The organism is Leptospira sp. GIMC2001 (assembly GCF_028462125.1).
GTDB lineage: Bacteria > Spirochaetota > Leptospiria > Leptospirales > Leptospiraceae.
On the sequence record NZ_CP115468.1, the window covers coordinates 1,587,964 to 1,613,532 of the forward strand.

Consider the following 25,569-nt stretch of genomic DNA (forward strand, 5'->3'; position numbering starts at 1 on the left):
AGAAATCTAGGTTTCGATTAGGTTTTGCTTAGGGAAGTTGAAGTATTTTCGGCCAGATATGATTGTCAAAATCACGATTCACACGAACTTCACCTTTTTCATTAAAATGGATGCCTTCGGCAAAATGATCCAATGGATAGTTCGCGTCTGGAAAAGGAACCCAGTGAACATTCTTTCTTTTGTCGGCTCGTTCGAGAAATCCCAATCTCACTTCCTTATACAATCGCGTGGAAGTAAATCCTTCAGCATGAGGAACTTCTAGAAGTATGACTGGAATATTCAAGTTTTCGCAATAATCCAAAAATTCATCCAAAGTCTGCAGATCAGCAGATTCCTGGTTTAAAATTTTGACTGAGCTATCTACAGTTTCTTGGATCATATCAAGAGTGATCCCTGGAGGAATCTCCAAATAGGTTCCCAGATTCACCTGACCATAAGTTTCATTTGTCAACTCAGCTAATTTTGTATTCGATTTATAATAAGGGAAATCTCCCTCTAAGACTTCTCGTCCTTTCATTCCTGTAAATGTTTTGTCTAAACCGTCTCTATGCCGTACACTTGGTACAATATTAGGTAGCGCTTCTTTGAATATAAAATAGGCTTCCTTACCTTCATACTGCTGAAGGTTCTCACTAATTGAGAAAAGATTCAACAATCTATGTTTGAAAAGTGCCCATATTTTTGTATCCACATTGAAACCAGATGTTTGCTGTGCAGGACGAAATTGTTCTGGGTCTAGAGCGAAAATAATTGCTTTCGGGCGTGCATTGTGTTCAAGATACTTGGCTACAAAATATTTTAGATACCTTGTTCCAGCTGCTGGAAGTGAAAAGTTGTAAAAACTAGGGGAATTGCCTTCTGGTTTTTTGCCTCGGATCGAAAGAGATCTTGAATCTCCTAACATGATATAGTCGAAATCATTCTTGGTTTCAGCGATTTCTTTTTTTAAAGTAGTATAGAAAACTCCTGTTGGATCGATGTAATCTGTCTTCGGATATAAACCTAGAAAAAGCTCGAAGCATAGTACAATAACTAGCGCCCAGAGAAATCCTTTAGATTCTTTAAAAAACGAAATAAATGAATTCATTTTTATTAAAATTCCCCAAGATTAGTATTGAATAAAAAAGTGCGACATACAACCCAACTCGAAATGGCAGCTTCCATTTAAAAATCGAAAATTCATCATTTGATTTGAATTGGCTTATCTCAACTAAAATGAGAAGTGCCGTCAATCGAATCAACTTTTGAAACAAAGAATTGTCCCAGGCGCCGAATTCAAAAAACAAATTATGGAATATCAATTTCGACTGCTCGAAAGACTCGGAGCGAAACCAGATTCCAGAAAAAGCAAAAGCGCAAAAAGTGAGAGTTGCTTTGAACGCATACTTCGTCCAGTAAATAGCTGGAATATGATCATAACCAAATTTCGGAAAGTATGGACTGAGAATTCTATACATAGAAGTTAAGATTCCATTATACAATCCCCATATGATAAAATTCCAAGATGCTCCATGCCATAATCCAGATATAAAAAAAATAAATAAGTTATTGATATGTTGCCTTGTTGCACTAACTCTATTGCCACCGAGTGGGAGATAGATATAATCACGTAGCCACGACATTAAACTGATATGCCAACGTTTGTATAAATCAATGATGTTCACGGCAAAAATCGGCAGATTGAAATTGCGCATCAGTTCAAAACCAAGCCACTTGGATAAGCCTCGAGCAATGTCCGAGTAACCAGAGAAATCACAGTAAATTTGGAAAAAGAATGCAAGCAGTGCTATGGTAATTTTACCACCAGACGGATCATCCATTCCAAAAACAGAATTTACTAAATCACCAATATTATCTGCAACAAATACTTTCTTGAAATACCCAAGTAGAATGAGAAATGCACCTTCTCGAAATTGAACAGGATTCCATTGTCTTGGCAATTGGATCTGAGGCAATAGTCTTGTTGCTCGCTCAATTGGACCCGCAACCAACTGTGGAAAGAAGGAAACATATAAAGCGAAATCAAAAATATCGCGAACTGGCTTTAACTCGCCTCGATAGACATCTATCGTGTAAGATAAAGTTTGGAATGTATAAAAAGAAATTCCGAGCGGCAAAATAATTTGTAAAGTATGAATATCTGGATTGAGTCCAAGTGCTGAAAGAAATTGAACTGCATTTTCTATAAAAAAATTGAAATACTTAAAGAAACCGAGAACAGAAAGGTTGCTTATTAAGGAAAATATTAGAAATGCTTTTTTCTTCTTAGGGTTGTCTGCAAATTTTTCAATTCCAAGTCCCGCAACAAAATCTACAAGTGAGGATAGAACTAGTAGCCCAAGAAATCTCCAATCCCAGAAGCCATAGAAAAATAAACTTGCAACAAGTAATAGACGGTTTTGTAATTTATGACCGCTGATCCAATAGAGAATCAAAACTACTGGAAAAAATAAAATGAAATCTATTGAATTGAAAATCATTGTAACTTAAGGTACCAGGAAAACGGATACAGAGACTAGTGTCAAAAAGATTCTAAGTCGCCGATCCATTGGTAACCAACTCCTCTTACCGATCGAATTGCTTCCGAATCTTGATCGTCTAAACTCTGTCTCAATCGAACAATCGAGTTATCAACCGTACGGTTTGTAGGGAATTTGTCTTCACCCCATAGTTGATCCAAAATCTCGTCCCTTGAAATGGTTCGATCTTTATTTGTGATCAGTAAATCAAGAAGTAGGCAATCACGCCGACTTAGTTCAATTACTTCACCGCTTTTCTTAAGAAGAGAAAATGCATCAAAACGTATTTCGATTCCTTTATAGTATATTTTCTTGCGATTGGACTCTTTCTTTTTTTCGAGAACTCTTTTCATTCTAATCAAAAGTTCTTTTAGATGAAATGGTTTGGGAATAAATTCTTCGGCACCTAACTCAAAACCTTTTAATCTTTCTGGAGCACCAGCTTGAGCAGTTAAAAATAAGAAAGCAGGAGATACAATCATGCGATTCATTTCTTCAGCCAATCGAAAACCAGATCCATCTGGAAGCCTGAGATCTAAGATGACCAAATCAGGTTCAAAATTTCGAACAGAATTTCTCGCATCATTCAATGTTGTTACCCAGTGAATTTGGTAATTTTCTTTTGTGAGTCTTTCAGATAGAGACTCTCCAAGTGTGATATCATCTTCAACAATTAAGATTTTTTCTTTTTTAGTTTTCATTTTTGTTTACGCACTTAGGAAGCAGAATAGATGCTTTGAAGCCATTTTCATTGGAAAAGAATTGGATTCTACCGTTCATTTTGTCCAATAGTTGCTTAATTATGTATATTCCGACGCCGCTTCCACTAGTATTTGAATGGCGAATGAATGGTTTTCCGAGATTTTGCCAGGATCCTTCGAAGCCTGAACCATTGTCTTGGATTTCAATTTTTATCTGGTTTTTTTCTGAGTTCGTAAATTTAATCTCAACAGATGTTGCTTTTCCATGTTTGTAGGAATTTTCAATTAGGTTTTTTAGGATTGATTCGATCGCTCGTTTATCAGTTCGAATGGGTTCATCGGACAAAATGTTCCAAGAAACAGAAGGGTAGTTTTCCGATAGAAATTCTTTAATATCTGATGCTTTAGTTGGTTCAATAAATAGTGATTCAGATCGCATAAGGCTTGCGAGATAGAAAGCCTTTTCCATTTGACTTTCGATTCGGTCAGATTCCTTGAGTGCTCTAATGAGTACTTGCGAATGTTTGGATTTACTTCCCAAGTCGGCTAGCAATCCTTCCACCTGCAGTCGAAGTCCAGCAAGTGGCGTATTCATTTCGTGAGTTACAGTTGAGAAGAAATCGTTAATCATTTTATTTCTTTCCAAGTCTCGATAGGAGAGCCATACAAGAAATGATCCTCCGATCGTCAATAAACCCAAGAAAAAAGTTCCTTCCATCCAGATCATTCTAGATTGTTTAGAAATTAAGTTTGCACCGAGACTTTTGTATGGTTCGCCCAACGCAGAAGTTAATTCTGAGATCAGATCGATTTGCCTTAGTGCAAGATTGAACCACCAAGCTCCCAAAGAAAAACTCAGGATGAGCCAGAAAACTGAAAGATAAATCCGGTTGATTTTTCGATCCATTGCTATTCAATAGTCTAAAACCTTGTGCTTTCTTGCCAACAAGGTTAATCATAAAAGTTAGAAAAGGGGTATAATCTATTTTGAAAACCAGCGATATCGTAAGTCTTTTAGGCAAAGAAGGTGAGAGCCTTTTGCAGTTTTCCAATCCAAAAATTTCCAAGTCACAGATCCATGTTCCAGGAGCCGATTGGGTAGATAGAATTTTTTCTCAAACAAATCGTTCACTTCCAACTCTTCGAAGCATTCAACAAATCCTTGGATCAGGTAGACTTGCCGACACTGGTTATGTTTCTATCCTTCCTGTAGATCAAGGAATTGAACATTCAGCTGGAGCGTCATTCGCACCGAACCCAATGTTCTTTGATCCGGAAAATATTGTTAAACTTGCGATTGATGCAGGATGTAACGCTGTTGCCTCCACCTATGGAGTTCTTGGTTCTGTTGCACGAAAGTATGCACATAAGATTCCATTTATTGTAAAAATCAATCACAACGAATTTCTTTCCTATCCAAATAAATTTGACCAGATCATGTTCGGAACAATTGAAGAGGCATGGAACATGGGAGCAGTTGCAGTTGGTGCAACAATTTATTTCGGATCTGACGAATCAGCAAGACAGATTCAAGAAGTTTCTATGGCTTTCGAGAAAGCACATGAATTAGGAATGGCTACCATACTTTGGTGTTATACAAGAAATAATGCGTTCAAAGTGGACGGTAAAGACTACCACACTTCTGCTGACCTTACAGGACAGGCCAACCATCTTGGAGTAACAATTCAAGCTGATATAATTAAACAAAAGCTTCCAACCAATAACGGTGGCTATCTTGCAACAAAACATGGTAAGACTCATCCGAAAGTTTATTCTGATCTGTCGAGTGATCATCCAATTGATTTAACTCGTTATCAAGTAGCCAATTGCTATATGGGACGAGCTGGTCTAATCAACTCTGGCGGAGAATCTAAAGGAGCTAGTGATTTGGCTGAAGCTGTAACAACTGCGATCATCAACAAAAGAGCTGGTGGACAAGGATTGATTTCTGGAAGAAAAGCATTCCAAAAACCTTTTGATGAAGGTGTAAAACTATTGAATGCAATCCAAGATATCTATCTTTCTAAAGACGTTACAGTAGCTTAAATTAATTATCGAAATGTCGGAATTAAATCGACACGAGATAATAAGTGGCAAGCGTAGAGCGGGAGTCTGTCTTCCGCTCTGGTCACTTCTCTCAGAAGATTCATTTGAGTCTGGGGATATTCATACATTACAGAAAATGATTCCTTGGATGCAAGAAACTGGGCTTACCATCCTCCAGATTCTTCCACTCAATGATTGCGGAATGGGATCCTCACCTTACAGTTCAATATCATCATTTGCAATTGATCCTTTTTACATCTCACTCAAGCTCGCAGGAATAGAGCTCAATAGCCGTAAGAAAGTTATTAGCACGAATAAGATCAACAAACAGAGAATAACTGATTGGAAATTGGAATTTTTAGGTTCGCATTTTGATTCCGATTATACACAGAATAAAATCCATGCTAGTGAATTCATTCGAAAGAATGATTGGCTCACGCCATATTTAATCTTCAAATACAATTACAATAAAAACAAAGGTGAACATTGGAGCAAATGGGAGAATCATAAAGTTTATGATCCCAAATATCTAGATGAATGCATTACTGAGAACGAACGCGACGTTTTCTTCTATGCTTGGTTGCAAATGATTGCTTATGAGCAACTCAAAGAGACCAAGAGATTGTTCTCTGATAATAATTTATTTCTAAAGGGAGATATGCCCATATTAACCTCAGGAAATAGTGCCGATGTATGGGAGAATCCACATTACTTTCGATTGGATCTGCATGCAGGAGCTCCCCCGGATGCCTTTTCGGATATTGGACAAAATTGGGGATTTCCTGTTCTCAATTGGGAAGAGTTAGAAAAAGATAAATATGAAGTTTGGAAGAGGCGACTTCAATATCAGGAGAACTTTTTCCATCTCTATCGAATTGATCATGTCATCGGAATGTTTCGTTTATGGTCGATTCCTTTAGATGCAAAAAATGCTAAGTATGGTTTCTTTTTTCCTCAGCGCGGAGTTCTTGTAGAAGATTTCCAAGACGAGAGTTTGGATCCAGAAGAGATTCGAAAACTTGGATTTATTGGTCTGATCGATGATGGGCGGTATTATTTCTATTGGGACTTCCATCATGAACCTGGTTTTCAAGAACTGGATGAAGAGACCAAAGATAAATTATTTCGTCTTTCTTTTCAGAATTTGCAGACCGACGAAGAAAATTGGAAACTCAAAGGAAATCTTGTATTCGACTATTTTGATTCCTTCACATCTATGATGCCTTGCGCCGAAGACCTAGGATCTGTTCCTGGATTTGTGCGTGATTGCCTAAATGAGAGAAAGATGTTTGGAATCGATGTTATACGATGGACTAGATCTTTTGAAGATGGATCTTATATTCCAGCCAAAGGATATCGAAAGAATGCAATTTCTACTCTATCCACTCACGATACAAGCTTGGTTATGGAGTGGTGGACTAAAGAGCTTAAGGATGGGGAAAAGGCTTATGCCCATAATTTCTTTCTAGATTCTGAGAGAAAGCCAGGTCTCCACCACGAGAAAGACTATCTGGAAGATCCTTCTTTTATTTTGGAAAGGTTGGTTGATTTTGCTTTTTCTACGAATAGCCAATTCTCAATTCAAATGATGCAAGATCTTTTGGTCTGTGGTGATAAAATGATTTTTGAAGATTTTTTCTTGCATAAGATCAATACTCCAGGAACTGCTGAACATAAAAATTGGAATTATCGATTCAATTTTTTTGTAGAAGATCTGATTTCTGATGACGCTCTTACGAAAAAGATTCGTCATTTAGTAGAAAAAAACAATCGTCTCTAGATCGACAGACTGTATTACAAATAACGATTTCTATAATATTATAAATATTTATAATCCAAGTCTATATCAAAAGAAATGATTTCGGTATGAGAATTTGGAACAAAGCATTCTGCGAATCGGTATTGTAGATAGTAAATTCTATTTCAATCTACTTTCGAATTACAAAATTTTCTGAATTCCCTGATCCTGACTTACGAATGAACAGACGCTTCTCTACATCGATCCCCAATAGAACTTGATAGATATCCGTTAAAATAGGGCGAGAGGAATAGTATCCATGTCCGAGTCCACCAAATCCAAAAACTGGATCATCAACTTCATTTACATTGATTACATCCATTCCCGGAAACCTTCCGCACATTCCAGCACGTGGTTTACCATTTACTTTTTGGCTTGCGATTAGTGCGTTATCCCCTTTGGAACAATAGAGTGTTACACGATTACTTGATTTCTTAATCGCTTGTGATAGATCATTGAATTCTTGGTAGTCATAGTCGGGAGCGTTCAGAATCAATTCTTTGATAAAAGGCGACGATGTACCTTTTGATTTCTCTGCAAGTACAGGAAGGACGATTTGGTGACCCATAGAATGCACGATTAAATGGATGGTTTTACCAGAGGCATCAAGACTATCCAAGAATGCTCGAAAAGAAGCACGTGAATTGATTGCATTCTGAAAATTGGTTTCATAGATTCCTTTGATAAATAATTGACCAATGAATGAGTCACTGTCTTCACCAGCGGCCCATGAGTATACAAACATAGAACCAGGAAATTTTATATCGTATTTGATTTGTGCTGCTCTGTATATTGCTTCTTCAAATGGTACATTGAATCCATGAACAAAGACAATGATTTCTTTGGATGGAAGAAGATTTACGGCTGCACTATAACTACTTGCATCCATTTCTTGGAGAGACATCATTTGGAAAAATTTATCTTTAGAACCGAGAACAGATTGATCTAAGCTGCCAATATTGTGTTCAGCTGGAACATTCACTTTGCAGGATCCATAGCGAAGTTCAGCACCTGCACTTGATGAATAATAAGAATTGGAACATCCTTTCGAAGACAGAACCCTTTCTTTTCTCAGTGTTGTAAAATAAATATCTATGGCAGCGGATGTGTCGTAGCTATTTACCAATCTTTGATTCAAGAGAGTAGAGAGTTCTGGTTCTTTTGGACAGTGGATGAGAATAGAAGAAAAGAAAATAATGATTAGAGTAGGTAAATAGTTAGAAGAAAATTTCATAGCTCCATAAAGCTAAGAGAGTGGGAATAATTCAATCCAAATCTTACTTTTTGTAAGAAAGACCTTTTAGTACTTTGGTTGGATTGATGTTTTTGCCTTTGTGAATGAGTTCAAAATGCACATGTGGACCGAAACAAAAACCTGTACAACCCGATCTAGAAATTTTGTGACCACCTTGCACATAGTCACCAGATTTTACATATATTTTCGAATTGTGAGCATAGAGAGTTTTGTAATCACTATCATGTTCTATAACTACAGTATTGCCGTAACCACCCATCCATCCAGCATAGATGACTTTACCTTTTCTTGCAGCTGTAACAGTTTCGTAGTTAGCCTTTAAGTCGAGTGCTTCATGAAATTTCTTTCTAGGAAAAGTTCGATATCCATATCCTGAGGTAATAATGCGAGAGGCAACAGGGACAACCCATTTTGGCTTGGGTTCCGGAATTACTGCACCTGGAAGAAATAATTTCTGTCCCACTTTTACAAAGTCATAGTCTTGATTGCCATTTTCTATTGTAACGTCTTCAATTTTTACTTTATAAAAATCTGCAACCTTTGCAAGTGAATCCCCTTTTTTGAATTTATACAATAATCCTTGTTTGTTGGGGATTTGTAGGATTTGACCATGAAAGATTGTATCATCCGGATTGATTCCCGATGAGCCTGCAATTGAATCAATGCTTACTTTGAATTTGTTTGCGATCTCAGAAAGTGTTTCGTTTTTAAGAACTCGGTAAGCAGTTACTTTCAGTTTGCGTGCTTTTTCTTTCTGATCAGATTCGATCTCACTTGCCCTGAGAACAGCCCATTTCTTCTCTTCAGAATCTTGGAGAAAACGTTCATCACCACGTTTGGCGTCCTTATCAATCTCATCATTCTCTTCACTGACGATTGAACTTGCCGAATTCTTAAGTTGACTCGGTTCCATTCTCGCACTGGATTGTTCCAATCCAAAGCCTAGAAAAAATGTAATTGTAAAGGATGTGATAAAAAGGGGAATGAGTCTGTATTTTTTCTTACGGAGATCGATATGTCCTTGGACGATCTTCTTTTGGTTCGCGAAAAAATAGTGAAAGTCAAGAGAACTTGTTCGAATAATACGAAAATTACGAGTTTTGAAAATTTCCCGGCCAAGACTAGTTGTATCTCGTTTCGTAATCAACATATTGCAAGCTCTGATTCTATCTTCGGATCAGAGGTGGAATAGCTAAACTATTCCTTGCCCTCAAGTGGTCTAGGACCGCCGAAAGATTCCTCTACGATTTTCTTAACATCTTTTTTCTGTCCGCCAGTGATTGTGATATTGCCTTTCGCAACTACACCTTTAGCTAGATCAAGGTAAGGTGTCTGGATATCTCCAAGCATTCTTCCTGTTTCTTCGAGTCGAACCTCGTTTTCTGCTCGGATGTTACCGATCAGCGTGCCAGAGACTGTTACTTCTTTTGCAGCGATATTGGTCTTCACCTTTCCTGTCTCACCGATGTAGAGTGCTTCGTCGGTTTTGATATCACCTTCGAATTTGCCATCGATCTTAAGAGACCCTGCGATATAAAATTTACCTTCAAAAATCGAACCTTGTCCGATTACGCTGTTGATTGAATCTTTTCCCTGTGCCATAGAATGAACTGATATTCCTCGATTGAGTTTCTAATCTAAGTAGGGAAAAGTAAAGGGATATTGACAACTAAATTTTAATATGTTGCACAAAAACTTAAGATAATCCGTTCATTTAGAAGGAAATATCATCATCACCTTGGAAAAGGTTCTTGCGTTTTTGTTTATTTGTAGTAGGTTTCTGAGTTTTTATCGGTGCCACAGGAACAGAAGTAGTATTGCTGTAGTTCAATCCTCTTGGTTCTTGGCAGGCTTCGGTTGGAACAGTTTTAGGAAGGAAATATTCTTCACGAGTTTCGCGACAGTCTGGCCCTGGAAGCTTGCCGCAGCTTGTGCAAATTGTTGCGCGAACGACTTTGAGACTATCATCCCATTCAAAATTCTTTTTGGGTTCATAGAGAAGAGCATTTTTCATAAACCGTCCCCAAGTTGGAGCAGCGATAGTGCCACCAGTGACACCTCGTCCAAGGGATATGGTTCCCGTATCATATCCAACCCATACACTTGCAACCAGTTCTGGAGTATAACCAACAAACCAGGCATCTCGAAAGTTATTTGTAGTTCCCGTTTTGCCAACAGCTGGTCTGTCAAGTCCGTAACTTAAAGCACCTTTACCAGTACCCTTTTTGATTACACCTTCCATCATACTCGTTATTATGAAAGCAGTCTCTTGTGATATAACTTGCTTGCGATCGGATTCAGTAAAATCTTTTCTAAAATCTTTTATAATTTTACCGCTTCCATCTTCAACAAATAGAACAGAGATAGGATTTACAGTTTTACCTTTTGAAGCAAATGTTGCATATATTGTTGTTAGCTCAAAAGGTGTTAACTCAAAACTTCCAAGCGATATACTGTAGTTGCCTGGTAGATCACGATTGACTTGAACCAATTCTTGAATCGAGGGAAGGATCTTGCTTAGACCAATCTGTTCCAAGACTCGAACGGCAACACTGTTCTTAGATAGTTCTAAGGCTTCACGCAATAATATAAATCCTGAATATTCGGAACTGTAGTTTTCGGGTGACCATTCATCTCCATCTTCCATAAGATATTGCAAGGGAGAATCCAGGAATTGAGAAGCAGCTGTAATGTTTTTTTCGGGATCTGGATTCTTACCAAAATAATCGATCACAGAACTAAATAGTATGGGCTTAAAAGAAGAACCAGGTTGCCTATATGCTTGGAAGGAACGAATCTGTTGGTTGTCGGACCTGAATCCTGATCCACCAACTATGGCTGTTATATGACCTGTCTCTGGTCTCATCGAAATGAGGGATCCTTCCACTGGCAATAGATGATCTTCTGTGGATTGATTCACATAGTTTCTTTCGATTATATCAGATACATTTTCGGCACCAGCAAGGAAATTCAGAGTGGATAGTTCATCCCGGAGTTCTTCTTGGAAGAACGAACGAAATGTTCTCTCGGATCTCGATATTTTGAATCGAAAGTCATTTGTATCGGAGAGAAGAGATATAAGCTCATAGGCTGCACCGAATTCATCATCGAATACATCAACTTTTCGAAAAGCTTTCTGGTTGGATTCTATGGTCTGAGTCTTTAAAGTTGCTTTGAGTGCTTTTTCTGCTTCTATTTGGTGCTGGATATTGATAGTGGAATAAATTTTGAGTCCACCGCTATACAATTTCTTCGAACCAAGACTGTTGATTAATTTCTTTCTAATATATTCTGTTGGATAAGGAAAACGATTGAGTCTATCCGAAAAAGCACTATCGTTAGGCGATCGGTTGAGATTCTGATAGAATTCTAGAAAATCTTCATATTCTTTCTCGGCAGTTGCCACATCCATTCTGCCATTTTCTACAAGTCGCCTAAATACAATTCGTACTTTCGCTAAAGACTCATGCGGATTCACCAATGGACTGAATTGAGAAGGGCGAGTCGTGAGACTCGAAAGCATTGCCGCCTCACCCCATGTAAGTTCTTTTAATTCCTTACGAAAGTAAAAACGTGCTGCTGCACCGACGCCTATGGTTCCATGTCCGAGTGGAATCTCGTTGAGATAACTTTCCATGATTTTTTCTTTGGAAAGATGGGTTTCGAGTAGAATGGCAAGCCAAGCCTCTCTTGCTTTTCTAGAAATCGTTCTTTCTTGTGATAAAAATTTAAGTCTTGCAACCTGTTGGGTGATTGTGGATGCACCTTCTTTGATTCTGCCCGCAAGCAAGTTTACAAAGAATGCACGAAAAATTCCTCTTGGATCAACTCCAATATGAGAGTAGAAATCATTGTCTTCAGATGATACAAAGCATTGAATGACTCGATTTCTTGTGTCTTTCGAAAGTGGCGGATCTTCTGCGGGCAATTCATCTAGATCGACCAACACGCGAGAGAACTTATAGAATTCTGCAATCTTTTCGTATTCGCCTTTGGTGTTAACGCCATAAAGAGAAGAGGGCTCTTCGAATTTTATAGCATCGTCTAGTCGAAAAAAGTCGCGCACATTTGCGATTATAAATAAAATATTGAGTGAGATCAAAATTCCTAAAACTAGAAACAATCTATTTATATTGGTGCCATTTTGCAAAATTCCTGCAAAGGCATCCCGAAATTTAACGATGAAATATTTACTGAATAGTCCGATTGGTTCTTTCTTCATATTATACTAAAGGTGAAAATTCCTTCATATTACTAATATCATCTTGAAGGCCAGTATCGAGATTGTATCCAGAATATTTGGCCAAAAGATTCTCTCGTTCTTTCTCTGATGGTGACTCTGCATATTCATAAGCTACAGTCAATATATCTTTCGAAAGTAATACAGCTTGGTTCAACAATTCTATAAATGAGTCGTCTGATTTTTTATCTGGAAGAGAAGGGTAGGTCCAAGTATTTTTCTCATGGTTCATGATTCTTGGATCAATATTTTCTTTGAGTGGCAATAAAAGCACGGAAGATTTCACTTTATGAAAAGAAACTGCATCCACAAATTTCAAAAATCCACGAACAAAGCTACTTCTACTATCCACAACTTTACTCATCGTATAAAAACCCAAGTAGGATTCATTGAGTATATCACCCGCAATGATTTTATTGTACGATCCAATGTATTCGCGACTGAATTCTCTAGGATAGGTTTCTCTTAGTGAATCAATCCAGAATTTCCATAACATTGTATCCATTTTTTTGCCTTTGGTTGAGAGCTTGTGGCGAATATCAATATAATGCGGGAAATCATATTCCCTTGGAGTGAGTCCCCAACGATGATGGATGAGAAAAGAATCTAGTCCGTATTCTACTCTCATATGATTGAGTTGGGCATCGTAGGCTACCTTAGGATCTTTGTTATAGTAGTCACCTGAGATATAAAAAATATAGGGATGAGTAATAACATCAACAACACAATGGCAGATATAGCCTAATGTAAAGGCAAGAAAACGATCACGAAACAGTGATTCCTCTGTGTCGGACACTCGATCCAAAAAAGAAAAAACCAGTTCTGCAACTTTACTATGATGGGATCTATCACCCCATACACTTGCTTTTCTTGTTCTCTTGGGAGATAAGACATGGTAGAAATAAAAAATATCTGGGGCAACTGATCCTAAATTTGCATAGTTTCTCACATCTTCTCGCTTGAGGAGAGATGCAATCCTTCTCTGAACTGTGCTTCCATGTTCTAGATGTTTGATTACTTGGCTTAGTGACTCAATATGAGTTATTTTTTCTGCCATCTATGAGAAAATCCCTTTCAAAATTTAGACTGAATACTCTATTAGTTTTAGTAACGACTATGCAAGCAATAGAAAAACTAAAATTTCTTAACCCAGAACAAGTTCGAAGTATCGGCGAAACTTTTGGCACTCCCATTTTTATCTACTCTCAAAAGGAACTTGAGAAGAGATGTGACGAAGCACTCGCATTTCCCAATGCCTATGGACTGAGTGTTCGATACGCGATGAAAGCCAATCCCAATGCAAACATTCTTAAGATCATGCGAAAAAAAGGAATTGGAATTGATGCCTCTTCAGAATACGAAGTGTTCCGAGCTCTAAAGGCTGGATTTCTTCCGCATGAAATTATGCTTACATCACAAGAAGAAGCAAAGGATCTCAAATCAATTATCGAATCGGGAGTTCTCTTTAATGCATGTTCTCTAAAACAACTAGAGAACTATGGAAAGTTATTTCCAGGCACAAAGATATCTGTTCGATTCAATCCTGGTCTCGGATCAGGTCACACAAAAAAGACCGGTGTTGGTGGAGTCACTTCCTCCTTTGGAATCTGGCATGAAAAAATTTCTGAGATCAAAACCATTGTTGATAGATACAAATTGATCGTAGATAAAGTTCACACTCATATTGGATCTGGTTCAGATCCGGAAGTTTGGAAGGCTGTTGCCCATTACACATTGGAATATGCTGAGATTTTCCCAACTTGCACGATCGTGAGTTTAGGTGGCGGATATAAAGTTGGGCGTATGGCAGATGAGAAAAGTACTAACCTCCAAGAAATTGGAAAACCAGTACTTGAGTTATTTGAAGAATTCAATAAAAAGTTTTCTCGTAAACTGAAACTGGAAATTGAACCAGGAACTTATTTTGTAGCGACAGTCGGGGCAATACTCACTCGAATCGATGATATTGTTGATACGGGTAGTAAAGGTTTTACTTTCTTGAAATTGGATACTGGAATGGACTCCAACACAAGACCTAGTCTTTATGCAGCAAAGCATCCAATGGTTGTTGTTCCTAAATCGGGCGAATTAGAAGGTGCAACAAAAGATTATGTTGTGGTCGGACACTGCTGCGAATCAGGGGATGTTTTCACACAAAAAGAAGGTGGAGAGCCTATAACACGGACTATGCGAGAAGCGGAAGTCGGTGACTATGTTGTGATGGAAGGTGCGGGTGCCTATTGTTCATCTATGTCAACTAAGAATTACAATTCTTTTCCTGAGACTCCGGAAGTTCTTATTGATCTTGCCAATAAAGTTCATTTGATTCGAAAAAAGCAAACTCTAGATCAGATTTTTGCCAATGAAATCATCATCTGAAGTTGTGAATTTAGATTATTAGGAATTTCTAATTGGGCAATATTTATGCTATTCTTCTCGCGGGTGGCGAAGGCAAAAGACTCGGAGCTGATAAACCTAAGCAATTTTTAAAGTTAGGTACAGAGTCTCTACTGCAGCGATCCGTGCGAAGATTCCGCTCTTGGGGTTTTCTTAAGTCGATTGTAGTTGTGGGCAACAAAGATTATCTAATAGAGACCGAAACTGAGATCGGTGATTTATTAGAATATGGTGATTCTATTACAGAAGGCGGCGTCACTCGACATGAATCTTGCATTGCCGGGATTGAACATTCGCAAGCGAGCGCGGGAGATTATATCTTCATTCATGATGTAGCTAGACCATTCTTTCTTCATTCAGAATTAGATGAATTGCTTAAGGTTGCACAAGAATATGGATCGGCAACGCTTGCAATGCCTGCATCCGATACCCTTATCTTTGGTAATAAATATGCTGAGAAAACAATAGATCGAGAAGGTGTATGGCAAATAAAAACACCGCAGATTCTATCTTATGATCTTTATATAGAACTAGTTCAAGAATCGCTGTCGCCACCTCATCCAACGGATCTATGCACATGGTGTTTGTTAAATGATAAAAAAACCGGTATTGTCAAATGCACAGTGGAAAATATAAAAATTACCTATCCTACTGACTTAGAAGTTGCCGATTCGATGCTATCTCGTCTGCAATCTTTGGGTTCGGATTTTCAGTAACCAAAATCGAAATCGAATTGGGTTCTTTACACGTAAGATTCTCACTCCAAAACCCTGTTGTTTTCCGAATTCACCTTTAGGATTGGTCCAAGATATAATACCAAAAATATCTATATTGCCTGAAATTGTAGGGATTTGTACTAATATAGATTCTTTGTTCTGGAAATATTCTGTTGAAATTATATAGAGACCTTCTGAAGAAACATTTCCAATAATTGCTTTATAATCATTGTTAGTTTCTCTGCCAATTGTTGCTTCTAAATTGACTGCAAATCTAGGAGTATATCTTTCTCGTAAGAATTCGGATAAAGTCTTTCTGGATTCAGCTGCTTGATCTCCTGATAGAAAACGAATCCCGATCTGAGTTTTGCCAGGAAAAAAAGACAACGCATTGATCTTAACTATTATGAATGGAAAAGATCCCAAGAAATCTCTACCTTCTTTATCTTCAAATCGCAAAGTCAAAATTCCTTCGTCACCTTCAGATAAATCATCGAATTCTCCAGATGGAATCAACGCGCCTGTATCTGATACATTGATCGAATTCCCTGACCAGGATCGTTCTCCCATTTTAGCTAGAAATGGAATGGGAATTGTTTCTCTTGGATTTCGCCTCCAACCACGAGACTCTGGACTGAAATAAGGAGCTGAAACTTCTTGATTCAGGAAATAATAAATTGCTCCAAGTAGAAATAGAGTAAGCGCGAAATTGGTAAGAATATCTTGTCTTGATAGTGGAAATCCACTTATATGAAAGAAAGTTCCTGAGAATAGACTATAAACCAGCCAGATATTGTACAGTACCAATATCAGTGCGAACAAAAGAAAAGTGTAATAGCCAAATTTTTTGCGAGCAAGCAGTCCGTAACTTACTATAACAGAAACGAGAACTAGGAGAATCTGCAGCAAAGTCATTTTGCGAACAACTCCTATAAAATCCGAAACCTTCAGAAGGTAGAAATCTGCGGTTACCAAATAGCTCAAAAAAGGCAAGACTAGAAATATAAAAGCTATTAGCAAGATTGGAATTGGTGTAATTCTCAGGATTCTCATTTCCACTTAACCTAGTTGTTTAGTAAATAGCCGTCAATAGGTTTTTTTCTTGCCCTTAAGGCATCCTACCAAAAACTGGACAAACATGCGGGCGTGGCGAAATTGGCAGACGCACCAGATTTAGGTTCTGGCGCCGTGAGGCGTGGGGGTTCAAGTCCCTCCGCCCGCATACACTTCACTCATAACAATAATCCTCCAAACACCAAAAAGTAGGCTGTTTACAGCTAACTGGACTTGAACGGCAAGCCGAGCCTTATTTGATCGACCCATAGGGAGAGAGAATAAGGTAACGAAGGCAGGAAGCCTGAGGTCGAGGCGAGCGTGACTCGAAGTTAGCAATGCAAGGAAGGCATTGCAACGGAGAGGACAAGTCCCTCCGCCCGCATAAACCCCACTCGTAACAATAATCTCCAAACACCAAAAAGTAGGCTGTTTACAGCTAACTGGACTTGAACGGCAAGCTCCACGATTACCTCCTCGCGCCCAGTGGCCAGCATGGAATGCCAAAGTCGCTGCGGAGGCAATCCCTTCGCACGAGATTAAGGAATCCTTTATCATTTATTCAAATTATATTTTGATCAAAGCTTTACCTTTCAAAAAGCCTGAGGTCGAGGCGAGCGTGACTCGAAGTTAGCAATGCAAGGAAGGCATTGCAACGGAGAGGACAAGCCCCGCGCCCATACACTTCACTCATAACAATAATCTCCAAACACCTAAAAGTAGGCTGTATACAGCTAACTGGACTTGAACGGCAAGCTCCACGATTACCTCCTCGCGCCCAGTGGCCAGCATGGAATGCCAAAGTCGCTGCGGAGGCCATCCCTTCGCACGAGTTTTAGATATCATGCGCAATTTATGAATTTAAAAAAATAGATAAATTGATCTGGAAATTTCGTGCAAAATTCTCAAAAATTATACTAAGTTTGAATTTTCAATTATTAGAAAATTATAATTCGTAAGGTTTTTAAACCGGTCAGAAAATAAACAAGTAAGGAATGCTCGCTGGCGTATTACCAAAATTCTGAGTAGATATTAAAATTTTGCCAGAAACGGGATCGATCAGAGCGGACGGTCGATAGCCAGATTCTATTCCCAATCCAGCACTAGCTGAAATGTTAAAACTGCTGGTACAACCTGTTCCATTCAACTCGCATCTGAAAAAAGTTAAAACATTGCTTGCTGAACTATCTGTTGAGAATATTAGAATTTTCTCATTTATCATGTCAATTATAGCGCTCGGTTGAAATCCTTGAGAATTTATTCCGATATCTATATACGTACAATTTGAACCATCAAGATCGCAATTCATAATTCCTATTCGATTATTGAATCCTTTGGTAACAATGACTAGTTTGGAATTAATATAATCAATGAGTAGGCTTGGAGATTCACTTGAATTCGGTGGCGATGGTGCATTATTTCCGATATCAATTAAGGTAGAATTTAATCCGTTAGTATCTGAAATATACATCGTAGAACGGGTAGAACCGTAACCAGAAATAACTGTATACAATTTATCATTGAAAGGACTCACTAATGCAGAACCGCGTTCGAAAGTTGATAGATAGGCATCTCCTGTTGATAATTCTGTATGAATACATTCGGAGCCAGTTTCGAGACATTTAAATAAACTCAATGAACCCAAGGTTACACTTTGATTTCTAGTTAGAGTTAAAAGTTCGCCATTTAAAGGGTTTATTGTAACGAAAGGAATTTGACCTGATTGGTTGCCTTGTCCGGCTGAGATATCTTGGTAACTGCAGTTATCTGAATCAAGTCCACAAATAAACATAACGGGTTGAAAAATATCCCCGCTATTTCCACCAACATAAATTATTTTATTATTTTGAAAATCAATTGCTGAATGTGGTCGCACAACATCGCCTGATCCAGAATTACCAAATGTAAGATTTCGATAGGTACAGTTGGTTCCATCAGAATTGCACGTAAAAAGTGATGGGATTCTAGCACCAGGTGAATTGCCAAATTGAGACGTAACATATATTTTGTTAGTATAAGGATTGATATTCAAAACTCCATACAATCCCGAATCAATTCCTTGACTTGCGGAGATATCTATAGCTGATGCTATACCAGATGTTCCAAATGGAATAGAGTTCGTGTAAGCTGGATAGCTTTGACTATGAGTAACTTTTGCATTGTCAGATAGAATTGTTACCAATTGAAAATGATAGAGGCTAGATGTATCAAGTCCATCTATGATGATCCAGGGCGCAGTTGTTTCTGCATGTGGGGTGTCAATTAAATTGACTGTTGATGACTTAGAATAATACAATTTATACGACGAAGCGTTTGGTACAGGATGCCACTGAAAAAAAGCTTTTGTCCCGTTAGCATAACCTGAAAGGCTGCGCGTAAGAATAGGTTCAATTTCTGGAGAAGATTCAGTCTGACTTTCAGAGCTTACTGTTGATAATCTGGAAAAGAATTGAATTTGAGAAAAAATGCTGTTTGGATCTAAGTCTGATTCTCGAAAATAAAGACATTTTATGTTGGTCAATAATAAAATGAGTAAATAGGGAATTATCCGACTGCTTCTATTCATAAAAGGTGTTTTAGCAAACAATAAACAACTTACCAGCTTGATCCAATAATCCAGATAAACTTTATTGTGACCCGCGAATTAATTTGACTCTATTTTAAAGGATTATTTCATTTTTACAATAAAAAATTTTATATTTAAAAAAATAGTTTATTCTAAATTAGCTAATCACATGATTTTGAATCTAATTTCAGATTTCTTTTCGAGTTGTCATTTAGAAAAAAAATTTACTAAATTTGGACTTGATATTTTATAATTCATATCTTAAATTGCTATGAACGGTAAATATCGAATGCAATTTGAGTTTAATACCATATGATTGATACTATTAAAAAATATTTCGATGTATTCTTAAATCTAGGTGTAGCAAAAGGGGATGACAATGAAACTATGAGGAAAAAAAGATTGTATATCCCGATGGCAACTGCGGGAGTCTTAATTGGTCTTTTGATTTTTTTTGTTGAATCGTATTTCGATTTTTATCCACAAGCCTATCAACCTTTCGTCTTAAGTATTTCTTTTCTAATCATATTGGTCTATTTTATTTTGTCTAAAAATTTAGACAATGTCTCAATTTTGTTTGCTGATATTGTAGGCTTTACAAAAATTTCCGAAACACTTACGCCAGAGAATTTGGTAGAAATTTTGAATAGAATTTTTATAGAATTTGATTCTATAACGGAAAGAAACGGTTTAGAAAAGATAAAAACAATTGGTGACGCCTATATGGCAGCTGCAGGTATACCTGAAATTCATTCAGAGCATGCAATTGCCTGTGTGAAATCTGCGTTAGAAATGAACCAATTCATCAAGAATGATCCATTTTTGCAGAAGATTCAGTTGGAATTACGAATAGGAATTCATTCTGGTAGTGAATGTCAAAGGCAAGGGATTGGTTGAAACATATTTTGTTAAAGGATTCGCCTAATAACTAGCGAGAAACATGAATTATCATAGACAAACATTCAATTAAATATACAGATTTCCATTATAAAGAAATACTGGACTAAAATTTAGAAATAATTAAATAATAGGTTTATTTCATGTTACTTTTAGCGGGAGCATTTTAATTGAAAATTTTCATTTTTATTTTTTTGATTTTTATTATCTGTAATCGGGTTTTTTCTGATGAGAACTTGGATTCCGAGAATTTAGCAATGGATGAGCAAAAAACCAGTCTTGAATCAGATTCAAACTCTGAGAATAAAAATGATTCGAGTTTAGAATCCCAAAATACTGAAATTGAAAAAAAATCAGAATTAGATTTGCTAAAAGAGAATACAATCAAAGTTGCTGATCCCAAAAAGGAAGCTGCAAACGAGTCAGAAATCGCGAAGGAAATTTTGGAGAGTCTGAAGATTCAAAATAATGAATTGCTGAAAATGAACGAAAAAATTGATTCATTGGGCAAAAAGGTTGAAGATCAAAATTCTAAGATTCAAGCATTGGAAGCTTTCCATAAACCTAAGGAAAAAAAAGAAGAATTGGATTCGAATTTTAGATGGGATGTAATCCTGAGATCAGCGCTTTTCCCAGGTTACGGTCAGATCTATTCGGATAGAAATTGGATGGGTGGTTTGTATTCATCTTTATTTGTTGCTTCCTTAATAAATTATAATCAGAAATGGAATGCTTTTCGTAGCGCCGACAAGGAATATAAGAATTATAATGTAGAATTTATCGCAACAACCACCGGCCGAAGTGCTTATTTACTCACTCCACAAATATATGAGAAAGGTGATCGTTATCAAGAAGCAGCCAGGGCTTCCAATCAAGCAGCCTATATAGTATTAGGTGTATATTTGATAAATCTTTTGGATGCTTTTTTTATTGGAGGGAATTCATTAGCAGCTAGTTCATCACTCAACGAATTCAAATCACAAGAAGGTTTTGAATTTACGACCCGAAATCAAGCGATGATGCTTGGGAAGAATGGATTAGTAGAAAATAATACTATATATCAATTAGAATATAGTTGGAGATTTTAGATCATGAGAAAGAATATTATAATCTATGCAATTCTCCTCTCCATCTCTTTTATTAACTGTATAGCAAATGAAAAGCCAGAAGGCAATCCATTAGATCCAAATAAAATTGAGGGAATACTCGGAATAGTTGCTGCTGTTTCGGGCGTAACAAGAATCGGAAATGATTCTGATTATATCTTGCTAAATACATTTCCCATGAACTATTCGCTTCGATCTGTTGTCAAGGTTGACAAACGAATCTATGGATTGGTAAATCTCGGTTCGGTTGGCAATCCTGTATACCAAATCTTTAGATCTTTTGATGGAATCAATTTTAACGAAATTGGAAATACATTTGGATTCGGTAGTGCATTAGATCGCCTGATTTATACTAACAATACATTCTATGTATTTTTATCTTCTAGTAAAGATAGAATTTATACATCTACTGATGAAGGAGTAAATTGGACACAAAGTAATCCGAACTATGTTGGTTCTTTCGGCGAAACCTTTAATTGCTTTATTGGATTCAATGGAGACCTCTATGCATTTTTTGAAACACGGATGCATCGTTCAGCGGACCTAGGAAATAATTTTTTCGATGAGATTTTCACTAATATTTTTCCTAGTCGATTTCTGTCATATTGTGGGTCAGGTAGCAATTTATTTTTTATGGTCGGTGGATATACCGTCTCTGATACGGCTGCTCTTTCAGATATTTTCGTGAGCTCTTCAATCACAACGAATTGGACAAGGGTTGACAATGGGAATTTCGGGGAGGATCGATCGCGACCTTGTGTTCGAGATTTTTCTGGAAATCTTTTTGCATTTGCGACGATAAATAGCTTTGATTACTCATTATTAACAACCAGTACTTTTGCAAGAAGTTTAGACGCTGGTAGAACCTGGCAATGCAAACCTGTGGTTTATAATGATCAGAATGTTTTTGGCATAAGAAGCGGAACAATGGTATATCTTAATAATAGACTCTTTGTATATTCTAGTGATTTCGGTAATTCTAATCCGACAGGTGCTTATGCTGATCTAGATTAGCCAATAAATATGCAAATCAAAGATAGAATTCAGGATATAGTATTTAGCAATTGCGTTAAGAAGAATATAAATCAAGAATCTCTTGAATATTGGAGCGATTATCTATTTGCTAAATGCATTTTTGCATTAATTCCTTTGAGCATTATAGCTATGGTTCCCGCAATCATTGTATGCCTTCAAAAAGAATTATACTTTATTTTAATTTTTGATATTTTTTGTTTTATGATTTTGTTATTGGTAGGTTTTCTACCGGGAGTAACAGTTCAGATTAGAAAATATATATTTATATTTCTATTTTATTGTTTGGCATTTGTATTTTTAATAGAATTGGGAAATTATGGACCTGGATTGGTTTTTTTACTCGCATCTACGATTTTTATTTTAATTTTTTTTCCAGGTAAAAATACGAAACTTCCATTTATTCTAACACTCATTTTTAGTTTTATCTACGGTATCTGTCTTCAATTAAAGATATTTCCAGTTCATCAATCTATGGAAGTCCCTGTAATGGAATGGGTTGCGATTTCTTCCAATGTGCTATTTCTTTCTGCATTATTTTCGATGTTGCTGCCTTTTCTTTTTTCAAAAATAGAGCTCACGGTTCAGGAACAGATTCGTCTTCAAGATAGTTTGATTCATAAAAATCATCAATTGAAAATATCCATTGAAGATGTTAAAAAAAAGAACGTCGAACTAGAAGAATTTGCCTTTATAGCTTCACATGATATGCAAGAACCTCTGCGTATGATTTCAAGTTTCCTAGAACAGTTGAAGCGCAAATATGAAGATAAACTAGATGATAAAGCTCAACAATATATTTTTTATGCTATAGATGGCTCCAAACGAATGCGGCAGATTCTATTAGATCTTCTTGAATACTCGCGAGCAGGTAAATTTATAGATCCAATTCGACAAGTGAATCTAAATGATATATTGAATGAATTTTGTATTTTAAGAAGAAAAATAATTTTGGAAAAATCTGCAATAATAGAATATGATAATTTACCAAGTATTTTAGGTTATGCAGTTCCTATAACTCAGACTCTTCATTGCTTTTTAGACAATGCTATCAAATATTCTCATGAGGATACTCCACCATTCATTCAAATTAGAATTCTGGATAAAAATTCGGAATGGGAATTATCTATTGAGGATAATGGGATCGGAATTGAGGAAGAGTATTTCGATAAAATATTCATTTTATTTCAGAGGTTGCACAATCGAGAGAGTTACGGAGGAACAGGAATTGGATTGTCTATCGTTAAAAAAAATATTGAATCTTGGGGAGGTAGAGTTTGGCTTGAGTCGATTGTGAATCAAGGCAGCAAATTTTATTTTACAATTCCAAAATTATAATGATTAAAAAAAATTTCGAATTTATTCACTTCATTCTTTCATAAGCATCTAATATTGCATCAAGCCCTGATTCAAATTCAGAATCTAAATCCATCATTTTCTTTTTCCCTTTATTTTTTTTTCCATGAATAAGCGACATCATTTCAATGATATAGGGATATTTTTGCATCTCCAATTGCATCTCTTCCGTTACAAAATCCTTCATTTCATTTTTAGCTTCTAGGTTCCAATTCTTTTCTTGGATTATAAAACCATAGATATAACTATCTAAGACCATAAATATATGTGCGGCTTTACTAATCGTATAACCACTTTCCCTTAATTTTCCTATAATCTCATTTGCATAGTTTAATCGAATACTGCTAAATTGTAGACGCGATTCCAGAACTGCAGGCGCCCAACTATGTTTTAAAAAAACTTTTCTAGCAGAGATTGCTCTTTTTTTCATGAATTCGTTACAGCTCAAGCCGGAGTCGGGCAATTCAATCTCTGATATCACTATATCGATCAATCCATCAAGCAATTCATCTTTATTCGCAATATGCTTATAAAGAGACATTGCTTTGACTCCAAGTAGGCTCGCTACATTTCGCATGGAAAGGGCATCAATTCCATCTCGATCGGCGATTAAAATGGAAGCTGATAGTATCCGACTTTTATTCAATGGTTTTCGGTTTATTTTTTTTTGTTTATGAGCAACCATAACTTCTTAATACAAAATTTAATTCAAAACTGAAGATTGCAATTCAAAAAGAAACGGCTTAAGAATTTATGGCTTACCCTGTAAGCTCTCACAAGGATTTTAGATTTCATGAATCTGGATTCATTTTAAAATTTCTTGCAGTCTATTTGAGAATCTGGTAAAATGACCAATCATGTTTTGTCTTCGATCACGAATTATGGATGCACAATAATATATGCAAAATTTTGAAAAAATCGCTTGGGAGATTCGAAATGAGAAGAACAAGTCCTCAGTCAGATGGTTACTTTTTTTTATAATTGTTCCATATTTATCCTATCTACTCATAACAGGACGTTCGATAGAGATTGGACGAGAAAACATTTTCAATTGGTATTATATTATCTCCGTCGCTTTGTTTGTTGCTATTGTTAATATCAGTGTAACAATCTTGCTCATGCGAGGTTCCAAAAAATCAAGCTTAAGTCCTGCTTTAAAATATTTTACTATGATTGCTGATTTTTTTGCAGTTGCCCTTGTGATGATTCCGACAGGGGGAAGTGATAGCATGTTTTTTGTAATAAATTATGTAGTCATTGTATCTAATGGGCTTAGATACGGATTGAGAATCGCAATTCTTGGAACAATTGTAATGAATATTTTTTATATTGGCGTTATTTGTTTGGAGCATTATCCGGATTTTGCAATTACTGGAGTTCAGAACGAATTTTTGAAGTTAGGTGGTTTTTGGCTTGTTGGAATATATACGGGATATTTATCACTTAGATTTGAGACTCTTCGAGGTGAAGTGGAGCATTACCAAAATTTATTAGCTCAAGCATTGGAGAAAAACAATGCAACTAAATGAGGAAGAACTTCCGGCAAGTATAGAAAAAACTCTTCGTAAAGGCAATATCAATTTTGATTTCTTGCAACCAGAGAACGCGAGCATTGCTACCTCAGACGATAAAGTTTCGAACAGAAGAACTGTTGCAAGGCAGGGAAAGAGGGGATTATTCAATCGAGGTCGCCTCAACCGTCCCTTTAAGAAAATTCAACTGATTGCGACGATCCTCATTTGCATTCTACAGATTTTTCTACTTTTCGCAATTGCTATGAGCAATAATTTTATTTGGCTTCTTTTTGTTCCAATTGTAATGACTGTGTTTTTGGGATCACTTATTATGATGACTTTATTGCTTGTTAAGCCTTTATAATAATCTAAT

The 25,569-nt window shown here is 36.7% G+C and carries 23 protein-coding genes and 1 tRNA gene; 11 read left to right on the forward strand and 13 right to left on the reverse strand.

Features of this window, described 5'->3' with window-relative positions:
• Nucleotides 1-28: 28 nt before the first annotated feature.
• Genes O4O04_RS08695 through O4O04_RS08710 form a run of 4 tightly spaced genes read right to left on the reverse strand, consistent with a single transcriptional unit; the run spans nucleotide 29 to nucleotide 4,127 of the window.
• Nucleotides 29-1,087: a DUF1574 family protein gene (locus O4O04_RS08695; RefSeq protein ID WP_272535470.1), complete on the reverse strand. Its 1,059-nt coding sequence runs from the start codon at nucleotides 1,085-1,087 to the stop codon at nucleotides 29-31.
• Nucleotides 1,062-2,480, reverse strand: coding sequence for an MBOAT family O-acyltransferase (locus O4O04_RS08700; RefSeq protein WP_272535472.1), 1,419 nt, complete (start codon nucleotides 2,478-2,480; stop codon nucleotides 1,062-1,064). The genes O4O04_RS08695 and O4O04_RS08700 overlap by 26 nt, the downstream gene beginning before the upstream one ends.
• 41 nt (nucleotides 2,481-2,521) lie before the next feature.
• On the reverse strand, nucleotides 2,522-3,220 hold the full coding sequence (locus O4O04_RS08705; protein ID WP_272535473.1) for a response regulator transcription factor: 699 nt from the start codon (nucleotides 3,218-3,220) through the stop codon (nucleotides 2,522-2,524).
• Nucleotides 3,210-4,127: a sensor histidine kinase gene (locus O4O04_RS08710; protein ID WP_272535474.1), complete on the reverse strand. Its 918-nt coding sequence runs from the start codon at nucleotides 4,125-4,127 to the stop codon at nucleotides 3,210-3,212. Before O4O04_RS08710 ends, O4O04_RS08705 begins: the two co-directional genes overlap by 11 nt.
• Nucleotides 4,128-4,207: 80 nt before the next feature.
• On the opposite strand from O4O04_RS08710, the gene O4O04_RS08715 reads away from it, so the two are divergent.
• Together O4O04_RS08715 and O4O04_RS08720 are read left to right on the forward strand one after the other, a co-directional pair.
• Entirely contained in the window at nucleotides 4,208-5,266 is a 1,059-nt protein-coding gene (locus O4O04_RS08715) for a class I fructose-bisphosphate aldolase (protein WP_272535475.1), read from the forward strand.
• 13 nt (nucleotides 5,267-5,279) lie between these two features.
• Nucleotides 5,280-7,046 (forward strand): 4-alpha-glucanotransferase, encoded by a 1,767-nt coding sequence (locus O4O04_RS08720; RefSeq protein WP_272535476.1) that lies wholly within the window; start codon nucleotides 5,280-5,282, stop codon nucleotides 7,044-7,046.
• A 148-nt stretch (nucleotides 7,047-7,194) separates the two neighbouring features.
• Here the strand turns inward: O4O04_RS08720 and O4O04_RS08725 are convergent, their stop codons facing one another.
• The 5 genes from O4O04_RS08725 to O4O04_RS08745 all read right to left on the reverse strand — a co-directional run bounded on the left by O4O04_RS08725 (nucleotide 7,195) and on the right by O4O04_RS08745 (nucleotide 13,616).
• Nucleotides 7,195-8,298, reverse strand: coding sequence for an alpha/beta hydrolase (locus O4O04_RS08725; protein WP_272535477.1), 1,104 nt, complete (start codon nucleotides 8,296-8,298; stop codon nucleotides 7,195-7,197).
• A gap of 43 nt (nucleotides 8,299-8,341) precedes the next feature.
• Complete coding sequence (locus O4O04_RS08730) at nucleotides 8,342-9,469, reverse strand: LysM peptidoglycan-binding domain-containing M23 family metallopeptidase (RefSeq protein ID WP_272535478.1); 1,128 nt, start codon at nucleotides 9,467-9,469, stop codon at nucleotides 8,342-8,344.
• 47 nt (nucleotides 9,470-9,516) lie between these two features.
• Nucleotides 9,517-9,921 (reverse strand): bactofilin family protein, encoded by a 405-nt coding sequence (locus O4O04_RS08735; protein ID WP_272535480.1) that lies wholly within the window; start codon nucleotides 9,919-9,921, stop codon nucleotides 9,517-9,519.
• Nucleotides 9,922-10,033: 112 nt separating this feature from the next.
• Nucleotides 10,034-12,541, reverse strand: coding sequence for a penicillin-binding protein 1A (locus O4O04_RS08740; RefSeq protein ID WP_272535482.1), 2,508 nt, complete (start codon nucleotides 12,539-12,541; stop codon nucleotides 10,034-10,036).
• A gap of 1 nt (nucleotide 12,542) precedes the next feature.
• Nucleotides 12,543-13,616, reverse strand: a complete 1,074-nt coding sequence (locus O4O04_RS08745; RefSeq protein ID WP_272535483.1) for a zinc dependent phospholipase C family protein — start codon at nucleotides 13,614-13,616, stop codon at nucleotides 12,543-12,545.
• A 59-nt stretch (nucleotides 13,617-13,675) separates the two neighbouring features.
• Here O4O04_RS08745 and O4O04_RS08750 point away from each other — a divergent pair, with 59 nt between their 5' ends.
• Both O4O04_RS08750 and O4O04_RS08755 read left to right on the forward strand, forming a co-directional pair.
• Nucleotides 13,676-14,938, forward strand: coding sequence for a diaminopimelate decarboxylase (locus tag O4O04_RS08750; protein WP_272535484.1), 1,263 nt, complete (start codon nucleotides 13,676-13,678; stop codon nucleotides 14,936-14,938).
• Nucleotides 14,939-14,970: 32 nt separating this feature from the next.
• Nucleotides 14,971-15,672, forward strand: a complete 702-nt coding sequence (locus tag O4O04_RS08755; protein ID WP_272535485.1) for an IspD/TarI family cytidylyltransferase — start codon at nucleotides 14,971-14,973, stop codon at nucleotides 15,670-15,672.
• Here O4O04_RS08755 and O4O04_RS08760 read toward each other — a convergent pair.
• Nucleotides 15,634-16,587 carry a PilZ domain-containing protein gene (locus O4O04_RS08760; protein WP_272535486.1) on the reverse strand — a complete coding sequence of 318 codons (954 nt, stop codon included), beginning with the start codon at nucleotides 16,585-16,587 and terminating at the stop codon, nucleotides 15,634-15,636. The genes O4O04_RS08755 and O4O04_RS08760 overlap by 39 nt on opposite strands.
• Before the next feature lie 225 nt (nucleotides 16,588-16,812).
• On the opposite strand from O4O04_RS08760, the gene O4O04_RS08765 reads away from it, so the two are divergent.
• Nucleotides 16,813-16,894 (forward strand) — tRNA-Leu (locus O4O04_RS08765).
• On the opposite strand, the gene O4O04_RS08770 is transcribed toward O4O04_RS08765, so the two are convergent.
• Nucleotides 16,876-17,283 (reverse strand): hypothetical protein, encoded by a 408-nt coding sequence (locus O4O04_RS08770; RefSeq protein WP_272535487.1) that lies wholly within the window; start codon nucleotides 17,281-17,283, stop codon nucleotides 16,876-16,878. The two genes, O4O04_RS08765 and O4O04_RS08770, sit on opposite strands and share 19 nt — an antisense overlap.
• Before the next feature lie 415 nt (nucleotides 17,284-17,698).
• A complete protein-coding gene (locus O4O04_RS08775) occupies nucleotides 17,699-19,291 on the reverse strand; it encodes a hypothetical protein (protein WP_272535488.1) in 1,593 nt (530 codons plus the stop codon).
• Nucleotides 19,292-19,603: 312 nt separating this feature from the next.
• On the opposite strand from O4O04_RS08775, the gene O4O04_RS08780 reads away from it, so the two are divergent.
• The 4 genes from O4O04_RS08780 to O4O04_RS08795 all read left to right on the forward strand — a co-directional run bounded on the left by O4O04_RS08780 (nucleotide 19,604) and on the right by O4O04_RS08795 (nucleotide 23,664).
• Nucleotides 19,604-20,188 carry an adenylate/guanylate cyclase domain-containing protein gene (locus O4O04_RS08780; protein WP_272535489.1) on the forward strand — a complete coding sequence of 195 codons (585 nt, stop codon included), beginning with the start codon at nucleotides 19,604-19,606 and terminating at the stop codon, nucleotides 20,186-20,188.
• Between the two features lie 170 nt (nucleotides 20,189-20,358).
• Complete coding sequence (locus O4O04_RS08785) at nucleotides 20,359-21,276, forward strand: DUF5683 domain-containing protein (protein ID WP_272535490.1); 918 nt, start codon at nucleotides 20,359-20,361, stop codon at nucleotides 21,274-21,276.
• Nucleotides 21,277-21,279: 3 nt separating this feature from the next.
• The gene (locus tag O4O04_RS08790; protein ID WP_272535492.1) at nucleotides 21,280-22,308 is read left to right on the forward strand and encodes a DUF6242 domain-containing protein; all 1,029 of its coding nucleotides are present in this window, start codon (nucleotides 21,280-21,282) and stop codon (nucleotides 22,306-22,308) included.
• Nucleotides 22,309-22,317: 9 nt separating this feature from the next.
• The gene (locus tag O4O04_RS08795) at nucleotides 22,318-23,664 is read left to right on the forward strand and encodes a sensor histidine kinase (protein WP_272535493.1); all 1,347 of its coding nucleotides are present in this window, start codon (nucleotides 22,318-22,320) and stop codon (nucleotides 23,662-23,664) included.
• Nucleotides 23,665-23,689: 25 nt separating this feature from the next.
• On the opposite strand, the gene O4O04_RS08800 is transcribed toward O4O04_RS08795, so the two are convergent.
• A complete protein-coding gene (locus tag O4O04_RS08800) occupies nucleotides 23,690-24,367 on the reverse strand; it encodes a TetR/AcrR family transcriptional regulator (RefSeq protein WP_272535494.1) in 678 nt (225 codons plus the stop codon).
• A gap of 214 nt (nucleotides 24,368-24,581) precedes the next feature.
• On the opposite strand from O4O04_RS08800, the gene O4O04_RS08805 reads away from it, so the two are divergent.
• Together O4O04_RS08805 and O4O04_RS08810 are read left to right on the forward strand one after the other, a co-directional pair.
• Nucleotides 24,582-25,211, forward strand: coding sequence for a hypothetical protein (locus O4O04_RS08805; protein ID WP_272535495.1), 630 nt, complete (start codon nucleotides 24,582-24,584; stop codon nucleotides 25,209-25,211).
• The gene (locus O4O04_RS08810) at nucleotides 25,198-25,560 is read left to right on the forward strand and encodes a hypothetical protein (protein WP_272535496.1); all 363 of its coding nucleotides are present in this window, start codon (nucleotides 25,198-25,200) and stop codon (nucleotides 25,558-25,560) included. Before O4O04_RS08805 ends, O4O04_RS08810 begins: the two co-directional genes overlap by 14 nt.
• Nucleotides 25,561-25,569 lie beyond the last annotated feature (9 nt).